We start from the raw sequence: 12,074 nt of genomic DNA, 5'->3' as shown, positions 1-12,074 counted from the left end.
CTGGCCGCCGATGCGGCGCGCGCCCGCCGCGGCGGCTTCGGCGCCAAGCTCTGCATCCATCCTGAGCAGGTGGCGCCTGTGCAGGCGGCCTTCGCGCCGAGTGCCGGGCAACTGGCCTGGGCGCGGCGCGTCGATGCGGCGATGCGCGCGGCCGGCGGTGGGGCCATCAATCTCGACGGGCGCATGGTCGATGCGCCTGTGCTGCGGTTCGCGCAGCGGCTGCTCGCACTCGAGACACAGGACGAGACGGTCACGCAGCGCCTGGCGGACCTCGGCTCCGGGATCGTGCCGAGGACAAGGTGACGCCGGAAGCCCGGCGCAGCCATCTCGCCGCCGCGGAGGCCAGGTGCGGGAAGGTGACCCGCGGTGCCGGTGTGCAGGCGCAATGGCCCGTGCCGCGTTCGTTCGCGGCTCTCAGTCGCCGAACTCGATCAGCACGGGCTGGTGGTCCGAAGCACGCGTGTGGAGATCGACCTCCACGCGCCGCACGCGCGGCGCCAGCGTGTCGCTGACGAACACGAAATCGAAAGCGGCGGGGTCCTTGCCGTAGGTCTTGTCGAACAGCTTGAAGGTGGGGTCGTGGGGGCGCTCGGGATGTGCAAGCGGCCAGGCGTCCTGGAAGCGCTTGTCCGGTACTCCGCCGGCTGGCAGCTCGGGCGCGGTGAACGGCGCCTGGATCTCGGCATGGGACGGGTCGCTGGCCTGCATGTTGAAGTCGCCGCAGAGGACGGCGTGCTGCGTGTGCGGCTTGGGCTGGAAAGGGGAGTCGTCGAACGCCGCGGCAGGCGGCGCCGCGGCCTGTTGGCAGGCCTCGATATGCAGGGCGCGCAAAGCCTGGGCCTGCGCCCGGCGCTGTACGGACGAGTAGTACTCGAGGTGCGTGGTCATCACGCGCACGGTGCCCAGTTCGGGGCTGGCCAGCGTCACGACGGTGCACATGCGCGGCATGCTGCTCACGGTCGGGTCGGGCGGCCAGGGCAGTGGATGGTGCCGGACCAGCGACACTGGCAGGCGCGTGGCGATCAGGTTGCCGAAGCGCTGCCGGCGGCCCTCGCCGTCGAATTCCTCGACCGCGGCGCCGAAGAAGAGCCGGAAGCCAGGCAGCAGCGCGCGCAGCTCGGCCGGCTGGTCGCCGGGGGCGCCCGACATGCGCTCGTAACCCGAAGCGATTTCCTGCAGACACAACACATCGAAGTCGGCCATCGCGCGGGCGCCTTCGACGATACGTTCGGTACTCACCACGCCATCGAGGCCGCGGCACCACTGGGTGTTCCAAGTCACGAGTTTCATGGAAGCCTGCCTTTTCCGATAGGGAGCGCAGCATATGGGCGGGGCTGTGACACCCCGTTGCATTGAGGGGTCAGTGTTTTCCTGAGCCGGGGCTGGTGGGAAACTTGGCTACAGTGAACCGCGCCTGTTCAGGCGCGTCAACATCGAGGGAAAATCATGAGCAAGAAAGTTGCATACGTCACCGGCGGCATGGGGGGCATTGGTACGGCCATTTGCCAGCGCCTTCACAAGGATGGCTTCACGGTGATCGCCGGCTGCGGCCCCACGCGCGACCATGCCAAATGGCTGGCGGAGCAGAAGGCGCTGGGCTACGAGTTTCATGCCTCGGTCGGCAACGTTGGCGATTGGCAGTCGACGGTGGAGGCCTTCACCAAGGCCAAGGCCGAGCATGGCAGCATCGACGTGCTGGTCAACAACGCCGGCATCACGCGCGACCGCATGTTCCTGAAGATGACGCCCGAGGACTGGAGCGCGGTGATCGAGACCAACCTCAACAGCATGTTCAACGTCACCAAGCAGGTGGTGGGCGACATGGTCGAGAAGGGCTGGGGCCGCATCATCAACATCAGCTCGGTCAATGGCGCCAAGGGCCAGGCCGGCCAGACCAACTACTCGGCCGCCAAGGCCGGCATGCACGGCTTCACGATGGCGCTGGCGCAGGAACTGGCGGCCAAGGGCGTCACGGTGAACACCGTGAGCCCGGGCTACATCGGCACCGACATGGTCCGCGCCATCCGGCAGGAGGTGCTCGACAAGATCGTGGCCACCATTCCCGTCAAGCGGTTGGGTGAACCCAGCGAGATCGCCTCCATCATCGCCTGGCTCGCGACCGACGAGGGCGGCTACTCCACCGGTGCCGACTTCTCGGTCAACGGCGGCCTGCACATGCACTGAGGCGCGCCCCCGACGCCCCCGAACAGACCCGCCGAGGCGGGTCTTTTTCGTGGGGCGGTCGGGCGTGCGCTTCCCGTCGGCTACATCACGGCGGGGCATTGACGAGGCGCGGGCCTCGCTCTTGCACAATGCGGGCGATGCCCCACAGCGTTTCCCTGATCAACACCGTAGCGGCCGGACTGGGCCTGGCCTTGGTCCTGGGCTTCCTGGCGGCACGGCTGCGCTTGCCGGCGCTGGTGGGCTATCTGATTGCGGGCGTGATCCTCGGCCCCTTCACCCCCGGCTTCGTGGCCGACGCGGGCATCGCCGCGCAGCTGGCCGAGATCGGGGTGATGCTGCTGATGTTCGGCGTCGGCCTGCATTTTTCGCTCGACGACCTGCTCGCGGTGCGCAAGATCGCGCTGCCCGGCGCGCTGGTGCAGATGGCGGTGGCCACGCTGCTGGGCGGCGCGCTGGCGAGCTGGTGGGGGTGGAGCCTGGGCGGCGCGCTGGTCTTCGGGCTGGCGTTGTCGGTGGCGAGCACGGTGGTGCTGCTGCGGGCCCTCGAAAGCCTGGGGCTGCTCGATTCCTTCACCGGCCGCATCGCCGTGGGCTGGCTGGTCGTCGAAGACCTCGCGATGGTGCTGGTGCTGGTGCTGCTGCCGCCGCTGGGTGCGGCGCTGGGCAGCGGCGCGGCGCGCGCGGATGCGGCGCCGCTCTGGCAAACGCTGGGACTCACGCTGCTGCAGGTCGGCGGTTTCGTGTTCCTGATGCTGGTCGTGGGGCGGCGGGTCTTCCCCTGGCTCCTGTGGCAGATCACGCGCACCGGCTCGCGCGAGCTGTTCACGCTGTGCGTGGTGGCCGCGGCGGTGAGCATCGCGTTCGCCTCGGCGGCGCTGTTCGGCGTTTCCTTTGCGCTGGGCGCATTCTTCGCCGGCATGGTCATGCGCGAGTCAGAGTTCAGCCATCGGGCGGCGCAGGAATCCCTGCCGCTGCGCGATGCTTTCGCGGTGCTGTTCTTCGTCTCCGTCGGGATGCTGTTCGACCCCGCGGTGCTCATTGAACGCCCGCTGCAGGTGCTGGCCGTGGTGCTGGTGATCGTCGTGGGCAAGTCGGTCGCTGCCTGCGCCCTGGTGCTGCTCCTTCGCTACCCCCTGGGCACGGCGCTGACGGTGAGCGCGAGCCTGGCGCAGATCGGCGAGTTCTCCTTCATCCTGGCGGCGCTGGGGGTTTCGCTGGGCTTGCTCCCGCAAGAGGGCCAGAGCCTGCTGCTGGCCGGCGCGCTGATCTCCATCGCGACCAATCCGCTGTGGTTCGGCATCATCGGCCCGCTGCAGAAGTGGCTGCACGCGCACTCGCGCCTCGCTCGCGGGCTCGCCCAGCGCGACGACCCCCTGGCCGAGCTGCCGATGAGCACCGAAGCGAGGTACCTGTCGCGCCAGGTGGTGCTGGTCGGCTACGGCCGCGTGGGCAGGCGCATCGCGGCAGAACTGGCGGCCCACGATCTCCCCTTCGTGGTGGTGGAGCAGAACCGCGAACTGGTCGAGAAGCTGCGCGGCGAGGGCAGGGCGGCGGTCTGGGGCGATGCGGCGGATCCTGCGGTGCTGATCCAGGCACATATTGCGCGGGCCCGCGTGCTGGTGGTCGCGACCGCCGATGCCATCAACGTCCGGCAGATGATCGAGGCCTCGCGCACGCTCAATCCTGCGATCCAGACCGTGATTCGCAGTCACAACGAAGACGAGGCGCGCCTGCTGACCCAGGAGGTCGAGACCACGGTCTTCCTGGGCGAGCAGGAACTCGCGCAGTCCATGGCGCGCGCCGTCCTCAGCCGGGCTGCGCCGGCCTAGGGTCGGCTTCAGAGGTCTTCGATCACGAGCCGGCAGTAGCGCTCGGCCACCGAGTAGGGCACGGTGCGGACCACCTCCATCAGGCGTTCGGCCGCGGCCCGGTTCTCCGTCTTGACCAGCAGGCCTGTGTGGCCTTCACGGGCGAGCTTGGTGTAGACCCTCACGGTAGCGCCGTCGGTACCTGCCGAGGGCAGGGGCGTGTCGGCGTCATCCCGCACCGTCGGCGAGATCTGGGAGAGCATCGTCTGGGGCGGAATCAGGTAGACCTCGTCGCCGCTGAAGCCCCGGTCGATCAACTGGTGCCCGACGCGGTTGGCGTCTTCGGCCTTTGGAAACATCACGACCGAATGCCCGGTCGGATAGAACGCGCCCCCGAAGGCTGCGCACATGTGAGAGTCGAGGACGAAGTGCTTCACGATGCCTCCTCAATCACGCTACGTTTTCAAGGAAGAGTCAGCTTAGGCTTCGCCGCATCCGCCTGCTGTAGGAAAAGCCCTTGGTGCTGAGCGAACACATTCGACTGCACCGGACTTGTGCCCGGCATCACCTGGTTTATAACTTTTAGTCACATTAGCGACAAAATGTGAAATTGTGACTAGGCTAGGCAGGCGCCGATGCATAGGATCGAACAGCTCACTTGGAAAGCCCCTGCTAAGCCCATGTCGCAATTGCGAAATATCGCGCTGACCGTGCACGAACTCGAAGAAGGGGAGTTCTACTGGGTATTGATGGAAGGCACGGACTACGCCATGGAGGATGCGCTTCCCTACCTGCCGCTCGAAGCCGCGAGCGATCCTCAGGCGACTTACGCCAACGCCCTGGTGGCAGGCGTTGCAGCCATGCGAAGGTTGTTTGGCAACAACGGTCCGCGCAAACTGAAGTGATGTGCCGGCGGCGTCCAGTGGGTGGTTGGCCGCTCGCGCCTTCAGGAGGTGACGCGCGCGTCCGTCGAGAGAGGCCACAAGCGGCGCCACCACGGGCGCTTGGGCTCGGGTGCGGCGGCGGAGGCGTTTGCGATCAGTTCTGCGGCCATCGAGGCGCGCACGCGCTCTCGCAGCGCCGTCTCGTAGGCGTGTGCAGGCGCCCGCGCGTGGCGGTCGCCGCGAAGCGCCAGGCGCCGCCAGGCGTGGGCCTGTTCCGCGAGTTCCGCGTCGCTCAGGTCGTCAGGGTGGGGCAGTTGCTGCGTCATGCTGAACGAGATTGTGCCGCGCTCCGGCGCGCAGAGCATTCCCATTCTCGATGCAGGCGCTGCATCGCGGTCACAAGAAAAAAGCCGGGACCATGCATTTCGCATGGCCCCGGCTTGTCGCGCGATGCGCGTGGCGCTTAGAGCGCGAGTCGCTGGCCGCGAGCGGCGGCGCGGGCCTGGGCGCGCACCGTGGCGCGGTCGACGGTGCTGGCCAGCACCGGCGTGACGCCTTGCCCATAGCCCTCGGCATAGGGGTTGGCACTGCGCGCGGCGGCCACGGCCTCATTGCGCACAACGGCACGGTCGGCGTAGGCGGTCAGGGACGGCGCGACGCGCGACGACACCCCTTCGGCGTATGGGTTCTCGCTGTGCGCTGCGACGACGGCCTGGGTGCGCACGTCTGCGCGGCTGTTGGCCGACACGGGCGCATGCACGCCTTCGTAGGTTTCCGCTTGAGCGCCGGCTGCGGCGAGAAGGGAAAGAGCTGCTGCGGCGATGATCTTCGAGGTCTTCATTTCAGTTCCTTGCAAATGACTGGGATTGATTTCGAACCGGTCTTGGGTGGGGTCGTCGTCCGGAGGGACGGCCACCTCGCTCGGTGCCCTGTTCACTCAGAACAGTGAATGGCTGCTCTGTGAAATGAAGTTTGCGCCAAAAACTAAGTAAAAACCCTAGCCATTGGGAATCACGGCGTTCCCCTGCCGGAAACAATCGGGCAGGTCGCATGGGATCGAACGTAGCGTGCGTCGCTTCGAAGGACGGCGAGGGACGGCTTCAGAAAGGAGCGAAACAGGCAGAGCTCAGGCCCTGTTCTATGCCTCGGTGTTCAGCTCGCGGGTGATCAAGCGTGTGAGTGCGTCGAGTTCGCGTGCCAGCCGGATGGCTTCGGCGCGCGCCTCGTCGTCACCTTCCTTCATGTGCGACAGGTGTTGCTTGAAGGCGTCCGACAGCTGTGTCCATCGGTCGAACGATACGTCCATAGGCGTCAACGAGTCGCGCATGTCTGCCTCCATTTGGCAACCGGCGAGGCCTGGGCGACGCTCGCAAGCTGGCGACTCAAAGACTACACAAAGCGGCAGCCCATGGCGACGGCAGGGGCGGACAAACCCAAGCTGCATCCGCAACTTCTTCATATTTCTTGGACTGCTGTCAAGACTCGAGGTCGGCAGCGCCGGACGTCGCCCGAGCACCCCGGGAGTTTCTGCTGCACCTTATTTGTGAGATTACGCCCGGGATGAGTAGCCTGTAAGTACTACATGTAATTACAATTGGGTACATGCATTCACGTCCCGAGACGAACTTCAGCGCGCTTCGCCAGCGTGCCTGCGGAGGCACCCTTGTCCTCGTATAGGGTGCTTCAGCGCGTGGCAAAAGGACCGCTCCCGATGGTCTTCGCTTCGATCGAGGACATCGAGGCGCTGCGCATCCTCAAGGATGGTGGCTGGGTCAAGGCATCGTTCTCTGCGGCGGCCGGCCGCAAGGGGACGGCGACGGTGACGGAACTCACCCCCTTGGGCCGGTTCGCGATGCAGTTCGTGCAACCCGATGACAAGGACACGCCATGAGGGTCTTCGCCTGCCTGCTCGCCAGCGTCGCCATCTTCGCCGCCTGCCTCGGCGGCTGGTGGTTCTACTGGCCGGTGTGGCAGGTCGAGTCCCGCGTGAAGAGCAGGCTACCCGACGCCGGCAGGGCAAGCCTCTCGGGTGTCTTCTACAACAAGAAGACGGGTACGGCCTGTGGCTATGTCAGCGCGCAGGATCGCAGCGGAACCTCGGGCGGCAAGACCCACTTCATCCTCATGCCCGACGGCGAGCTGCGACTCGACCCCAAGGATCCGATCCATGGCGACACACTGCAGCAGCTCGAGAGTCTTCGCAAGCACGCCGACTATCTGGCACTTGTTTACGCCAGCTGCCAGCGGGGTTGAGGCACCCGCCGGCGCCCATGCAGGGTCCGCCTGCTTCAGCGCGCCAGGAGGGCGCCGGATGACAGCGTGGGAGCGGGTGACAGGGGAGTCGAAGGGGATGCAGGCGCAGGACGCAGGCGAGCGGCCTGGCGCAACGCATCGCCGAGCTGCTCGATGCTGAAGGGCTTGCATAGCCAGACGGTGCCGGCAATCGGTGTCTCGGGCGCCTGGCTCGCTGTCGCGAAGATGATCGGCAATCCGCAGCGGGTCTGGAGCTTGTCCGCCAGCTCCAGGCCGGAGAGTCCGGGCAGTCCGATATCGGCCATCAGTACATCGAAGGCGCCTTCGAGGAAGCGGTCGATCGCCCCTTCGGCACTGCGCACGCCGGTGGCCCAGTGACCGAGCAGCTCGAGTGCTTCGAGCGTCGCTTCCAGAACCTCGGGGTCGTCTTCCACTACCAGCACGCGCAAACTGCAGCATGCATCGGTTGAACATGCCGAGTCGCTGGTCATCTGGGAATCCTCCAAATCTGCCGAGGAGCAGGAGCATTGGCGCGTATCGCTGGAGTGATTGTAGGAGCATGCCGCGATTCGCTGTCGCCGATCTTGGGGCCGCCGAATTGACCGCGAAGAGACACGGACGGTTTCTCAGCCAAGGACTGCCGGTGCGGCCGCGGCCATCGAGCGCCACGCCGGGTCCAGCGTCAGCGCCTTGCGCGTCTGCTTCTCCAGCGCCGCGTCGAGCGGCGCAAGGATCTGGATCTCGCCCCCGATGCTGGTCGCGATCGGCACGCCCCCCTGGTAGAGCACGCGCGAGCCCGGCACGCGCGGCACCCGGTCACCCGGCAGCACGCTCCCCAGCAAATTGGCGGGATCGGCCGCCGAGAGGCAGACCAGGCTTGCATCCGGTGCTTGCCGGCGCACGTTGCGCATCAGTCCGATGGCCTCCGGCAACGCGAACTGTTCGCCCGACAGTCCGGCGATGAAGCGGCCGCCGCGGATCTCCCCGCGGGCCTCCAGCCGCCGATAGGTGCGCACCAGCTCGCGCCACGGCGGAAGCCACGCAGCCTCCCGCTCTATAAGGTGCCAGCACATCACGCCATAACGACGCAGCAGCACGCGCGCGACCTGCTCGATGGCACCCGAAGCTGCGTTCTCGCTTCCCGCCGAGGACGGCCGCATCAGCGACCAGCGACCTGCGTCCTCGATGCCGAACAGGGCGCCGCGCCGTCGCCGATGCGACGAATGGGAAGCCGAGCGCTTCGAGGCGGGAACCAGCAGGGCCCGCAAGCCCGCATAGCTGTCACAGCGCACGCGGCCGCGCGCCACCAGCTCGGACAGCGCATCCTCGAGCTCGGTGCCGAGGAGGCGGGCGCCGTCTGCGATCTCGTCGAAAAAAGAGGCGCCGTGCTCGCCCAGCCAGGCTGCCACGCGCCGTGCACGCGAGCCCAGCGCAGCATCGTCGACGGGCACCGGTGCGAGCTGATTCCACAGCGCGGCGCTCCGGCGCGGCAGCAGCAGGATCGGAGTGGCGCGCAGCGAGGTGCCAGCTCGGCCGGTCCGGCTCTCTGGCGCGGTGGGGCGCAAGCGCGTCCACATCACACGGCCCGCGGTGCAGAGATCGTCGAGCCAGGCGCTCGCGTAATCGTTGACGCGGGCCAGCAGCAGCTCGGCCTCCCACAGCACGGCGGGGGCCTCGTAGCCTTCGAGCTGGGTCAGCACGCCAGCCAGCGCCTCGGGGCCGCTGACCCTGGATGCGGCGCTCACATGCTGCCACTCGAAGAGGAATCGCGCGAAGTCGCGCGGCTCGACGGGCTCGATCTCGCGCCGCAGCCGCTTCAGCGTGTAGCGGTGGATGCGGGCCAGCAGATGCCGCTCGCACCATTCGGGCTCTGCGGCGCCGGGCGTGAAGCGCCCCTGCAACAGCAGCCCTTCACCCTGCAGACCGAGCAACGCCGTCTCGAGCTCGGCTTCGGGCAGCCGAAGCTGTCGCGCCAGCGAGCCCGTGGACACAGGTCCGAGTCCGCCCAGGCGCGATTGCAGCAGCTCGCGCAATGCTTCGTCACGCGTCGACGGGCCCTGCGCGTACTCGGCCGGCGGCGCGATGGCGGGATGCAGGGTGGCGGAGGGATACAGAACGCGCGCGAGCGAGAGGCGTTCGGCCGCCACCCACAGCCCAGCGTCCGTGCACGTCGGCAGGAGGCGGGTCGCGCGGCCGGCATCGGCGAGCGCCGCCAGCCAGGGCTTCCACGCGGCATCTCGTCCGACCTCTTCATCGGTGAGCATGGCCAGGCCGCTGAGCGCTTCGTGCATTTCGTCCGCATGGCGCGGACGTGGCCAGGCCTCCTCCCGCACGCTGTCGATCGCGTCAGCGTCGAGGCGGCCCAGATCGTCCGCGCTCTCGGGATCGGCGTAGCGACGGCTCTGCACGGCCTGCGTGCGCCGCTCCTCCAATGGAGCGTCGTCGAGGAAGGCATAGGGTCGCGCGGTCAGCACTTCGGCCGCGAGCGGGGAAGGGGCCGGCAGGTCGCGTGCGGTCACCTGAACCTCGCCGGCCTCCATGCGGCGCAGCAGGCGCAGCCAACCTTCGGCGTCCATTGCCTCGTGCAGGCAGTCGTCCAGCGTTTGCGCGACCAGTGGATGGTCGGGGATCTCGCGCTCGCCGGCCAGGTTCTCGGCGCAAGCCACCTGGTCGGGGAACACGCTGGCCAGCAGGTCCTCGGACTTCATGCGTTGCAGCTGCGGCGGCACCTTGCGGCCGCCGGCGAAGCGCGGCAGCGCCAGCGCGGTGGTCGCGTTCCACCGCCACCGCACGCCGAAGAGCGGCGCGTCCAGCAGGGCCTGCACCAGCACGTCGAGCGCGGTCGCCGAGTGCAGGTAGCGCGCCACCTCGTCGAGCGCGAAGCTGTGGCTTGTCGACAGCGACAGCACGATCGCGTCCTCGGTCGCCGCGGCCTGGAGCTCGAAGTTGAATTTGCGACAGAAGCGCTTGCGCAGCGCCAGCCCCCAGGCGCGGTTGAGGCGGCTGCCGAAGGGCGAATGGATGACCAGCTGCATGCCCCCCGATTCGTCGAAGAAGCGCTCGAAGACGATCTGCTGCTGCGTCGGCAACACGCCCAGCACAGCGAGCGTGCGCGCAAGGTGATCGACGAGCTGGCGAGCGGCATCCTCGGACAGCGCGATGGCCGCCTGCAGCCATCGCACGGCACTGTCGGCGCCATGCGCGGCGATGTGGTCGCCGAGCTCCTCGCGCAGCCGTGAGACGCCGAAGGACAGCTCATCGCTGCGCCCCGGCGCCTCGCCGAGCCAGAAGGGGATGTTGGGCGCTGCGCCCTGTGCGTCCTCCACGCGCACGCGGCCCGGCTCGATGCGCAGGATGCGGTAGCTGGTGTTGCCGAGCTGGAACACGTCGCCGGCCAGGCTCTCGACCGCGAAGTCCTCGTTCACCGTGCCGATCTGGTGCGCCTGCGGCTCCAGCAGCACGCTGTAGTCGCCGGTTTCGGGGATGGTGCCGCCCGAGGTCAAGGCCGTGAGCCGGGCGCCGCGGCGCTCGCGCAGCCGGTGGTGCACCGCGTCCTTGTGCACATAGCCCGCGCGCGGGCCGTTGCGGGTGGCGAAGCCCTCGGCCAGCATGCGCACGACGGCGTCGTGCTGCTCGCGCGCGAGCTGCGCATAGGGCCAGGCGCGGCGCACCAGGGCGAACAGCGCGTCCTCGTCCCATTCACGGCTGGCGGTCTCGGCCACGATCTGCTGCGCGAGCACGTCCAGCGGGGCCGGCGGCACGCGCAGGGCGTCGAGCTCGCCGCGGCGGACGCAGTCCAGCAGGGCCGCGCACTCGACCAGCTCGTCGCGCGACTGCGGGAAGAGGCGCGCCTTGGGCGTGCCGCCCACAGCGTGGCCCGAGCGCCCGGCGCGCTGCAGGAAGGTGGCGATGGAACGCGGCGAGCCCAGCTGGCACACGAGATCCACGTCGCCGATGTCCAGGCCGAGCTCCAGCGAGGCGGTTGCCACCAGCACCTGGAGCTCGCCGCGCTTGAGTCGCTGTTCGGCATCGAGTCGCGCCTCCTTGGCGAGGCTTCCGTGGTGCGCGGCCACCGCTTCCTTGCCCAGGCGCTCGCCGAGATGGCGGGCAGCGCGCTCGGCCATGCGGCGGGTGTTGACGAAGACCAGCGTCGTTCGATGCAACAGCACCAGTTCGGCCACGCGTGCGTACACCTGGTCCCATTGCTCGTGGGTCATCACCGCGCCCAGAGGCTGCGGCGGGAGCTCGAGGGCGAGGTCGCGTTCCTTGGCGTAGCCGATGTCGACGATCTCGCAGTCGGCCACGCCGTCATGCAGGTGGCCAGCGCCGACCAGGAAGCGCGCGACCTCGTCGACCGGCTTCTGCGTGGCCGACAGCCCGATGCGCGTGAGGGGTCGGCCGCACAGCGACTGCAGCCGCTCCAGTGAGAGCGAGAGATGGCTGCCCCGCTTGCCTGCGGCGATGGCGTGGATCTCGTCGACGATGACCGTGCGTACCGTGGACAGCATGCGCCGGCCCGAGGCCGATCCGAGCAGCACGTAGAGCGACTCGGGCGTGGTCACGAGGATGTGCGGTGGCTGGCGCAGGCTCTGCTGGCGATCCCTGGAGGGCGTGTCGCCGGTACGTACGGCGCTGCGGATCTCGACGTCCGGCAAGCCCAGCGCCGCGAGTTCGGCGCGGATGCCCGCCAGCGGCGCCTCGAGGTTCAGGCGAATGTCGTTGGAGAGCGCCTTGAGCGGCGAGACATACACCACCGTGGTCTCGTCCGGCAGGCCGCCGGGCGCGAGGCCCTGGCACACCAGCCCGTCCAGCGCGGCGAGGAAGGCGGTCAGCGTCTTGCCCGAGCCGGTCGGGGCCGCGACCAGCGTGTGGCGCCCGGCGCGAATGGCGGGCCAGGCGGCCTTCTGCGCCTCGGTGGGCGCGGGAAAGCTGCGGCTGAACCAGC

12 protein-coding genes and 1 pseudogene are annotated in these 12,074 nt (G+C 68.4%); 6 read left to right on the top strand and 7 right to left on the bottom strand.

Annotated elements, in window-relative coordinates:
• Positions 1-303, top strand: a pseudogene (locus APY03_RS43085) (hypothetical protein); the annotation flags it as partial.
• 111 nt (positions 304-414) lie between these two features.
• Here APY03_RS43085 and APY03_RS00615 read toward each other — a convergent pair.
• Complete coding sequence (locus APY03_RS00615; RefSeq protein ID WP_068672912.1) at positions 415-1,290, bottom strand: endonuclease/exonuclease/phosphatase family protein; 876 nt, start codon at positions 1,288-1,290, stop codon at positions 415-417.
• A 156-nt stretch (positions 1,291-1,446) separates the two neighbouring features.
• On the opposite strand from APY03_RS00615, the gene phbB reads away from it, so the two are divergent.
• Both phbB and ybaL read left to right on the top strand, forming a co-directional pair.
• Positions 1,447-2,184 (top strand): acetoacetyl-CoA reductase, encoded by a 738-nt coding sequence (gene phbB, locus APY03_RS00610; protein ID WP_068672911.1) that lies wholly within the window; start codon positions 1,447-1,449, stop codon positions 2,182-2,184.
• Positions 2,185-2,321: 137 nt separating this feature from the next.
• Positions 2,322-4,013, top strand: a complete 1,692-nt coding sequence (gene ybaL / locus APY03_RS00605; RefSeq protein ID WP_068672909.1) for a YbaL family putative K(+) efflux transporter — start codon at positions 2,322-2,324, stop codon at positions 4,011-4,013.
• An 8-nt stretch (positions 4,014-4,021) separates the two neighbouring features.
• Here the strand turns inward: ybaL and APY03_RS00600 are convergent, their stop codons facing one another.
• The gene (locus APY03_RS00600; RefSeq protein ID WP_068672907.1) at positions 4,022-4,429 is read right to left on the bottom strand and encodes a hypothetical protein; all 408 of its coding nucleotides are present in this window, start codon (positions 4,427-4,429) and stop codon (positions 4,022-4,024) included.
• A 198-nt stretch (positions 4,430-4,627) separates the two neighbouring features.
• Here APY03_RS00600 and APY03_RS00595 point away from each other — a divergent pair, with 198 nt between their 5' ends.
• Entirely contained in the window at positions 4,628-4,897 is a 270-nt protein-coding gene (locus tag APY03_RS00595; protein WP_232081112.1) for a hypothetical protein, read from the top strand.
• Between the two features lie 41 nt (positions 4,898-4,938).
• On the opposite strand, the gene APY03_RS00590 is transcribed toward APY03_RS00595, so the two are convergent.
• The 3 genes from APY03_RS00590 to APY03_RS41100 form a co-directional block, all read right to left on the bottom strand.
• Positions 4,939-5,202: a hypothetical protein gene (locus APY03_RS00590; RefSeq protein WP_146039326.1), complete on the bottom strand. Its 264-nt coding sequence runs from the start codon at positions 5,200-5,202 to the stop codon at positions 4,939-4,941.
• 137 nt (positions 5,203-5,339) lie between these two features.
• On the bottom strand, positions 5,340-5,717 hold the full coding sequence (locus APY03_RS00585; protein WP_068672883.1) for a helicase SNF2: 378 nt from the start codon (positions 5,715-5,717) through the stop codon (positions 5,340-5,342).
• Positions 5,718-6,014: 297 nt separating this feature from the next.
• Positions 6,015-6,203, bottom strand: a complete 189-nt coding sequence (locus tag APY03_RS41100; RefSeq protein ID WP_146039327.1) for a hypothetical protein — start codon at positions 6,201-6,203, stop codon at positions 6,015-6,017.
• Between the two features lie 384 nt (positions 6,204-6,587).
• Between APY03_RS41100 and APY03_RS00580 the strand changes: the two genes are divergently transcribed.
• Positions 6,588-6,767 carry a hypothetical protein gene (locus tag APY03_RS00580; RefSeq protein ID WP_068672882.1) on the top strand — a complete coding sequence of 60 codons (180 nt, stop codon included), beginning with the start codon at positions 6,588-6,590 and terminating at the stop codon, positions 6,765-6,767.
• The gene (locus APY03_RS00575) at positions 6,764-7,129 is read left to right on the top strand and encodes a hypothetical protein (RefSeq protein ID WP_068672881.1); all 366 of its coding nucleotides are present in this window, start codon (positions 6,764-6,766) and stop codon (positions 7,127-7,129) included. The genes APY03_RS00580 and APY03_RS00575 overlap by 4 nt, the downstream gene beginning before the upstream one ends.
• Before the next feature lie 35 nt (positions 7,130-7,164).
• On the opposite strand, the gene APY03_RS00570 is transcribed toward APY03_RS00575, so the two are convergent.
• Positions 7,165-7,620, bottom strand: coding sequence for a response regulator transcription factor (locus APY03_RS00570; protein WP_068672879.1), 456 nt, complete (start codon positions 7,618-7,620; stop codon positions 7,165-7,167).
• 135 nt (positions 7,621-7,755) lie between these two features.
• A partial coding sequence (locus APY03_RS00565; RefSeq protein ID WP_083944083.1) for a DEAD/DEAH box helicase occupies positions 7,756-12,074 on the bottom strand: 4,319 nt, incomplete at its 5' end.

Origin of the sequence: Variovorax sp. WDL1 (genome assembly GCF_001541225.1) — a bacterium.
Taxonomy (GTDB): Bacteria; Pseudomonadota; Gammaproteobacteria; order Burkholderiales; family Burkholderiaceae_C; genus Variovorax.
Note: the sequence above shows the minus strand (reverse complement) of the source record. Positions and strands in the feature narration are given on the sequence as shown.

Excerpts from the sequence above, each read along its gene's own strand:
- APY03_RS00615 (WP_068672912.1), bottom strand. The coding sequence starts at position 1,290 with ATGAAACTCGTGACTTGGAACACCCAGTGGTGCCGCGGCCTCGATGGC.
- phbB (WP_068672911.1), top strand. The coding sequence starts at position 1,447 with ATGAGCAAGAAAGTTGCATACGTCACCGGCGGCATGGGGGGCATTGGT.
- ybaL (WP_068672909.1), top strand. The coding sequence starts at position 2,322 with ATGCCCCACAGCGTTTCCCTGATCAACACCGTAGCGGCCGGACTGGGC.
- APY03_RS00595 (WP_232081112.1), top strand. The coding sequence starts at position 4,628 with ATGCATAGGATCGAACAGCTCACTTGGAAAGCCCCTGCTAAGCCCATG.
- APY03_RS00590 (WP_146039326.1), bottom strand. The coding sequence starts at position 5,202 with ATGACGCAGCAACTGCCCCACCCTGACGACCTGAGCGACGCGGAACTC.
- APY03_RS00585 (WP_068672883.1), bottom strand. The coding sequence starts at position 5,717 with ATGAAGACCTCGAAGATCATCGCCGCAGCAGCTCTTTCCCTTCTCGCC.
- APY03_RS41100 (WP_146039327.1), bottom strand. The coding sequence starts at position 6,203 with ATGCGCGACTCGTTGACGCCTATGGACGTATCGTTCGACCGATGGACA.
- APY03_RS00580 (WP_068672882.1), top strand. The coding sequence starts at position 6,588 with ATGGTCTTCGCTTCGATCGAGGACATCGAGGCGCTGCGCATCCTCAAG.
- APY03_RS00575 (WP_068672881.1), top strand. The coding sequence starts at position 6,764 with ATGAGGGTCTTCGCCTGCCTGCTCGCCAGCGTCGCCATCTTCGCCGCC.
- APY03_RS00570 (WP_068672879.1), bottom strand. The coding sequence starts at position 7,620 with ATGACCAGCGACTCGGCATGTTCAACCGATGCATGCTGCAGTTTGCGC.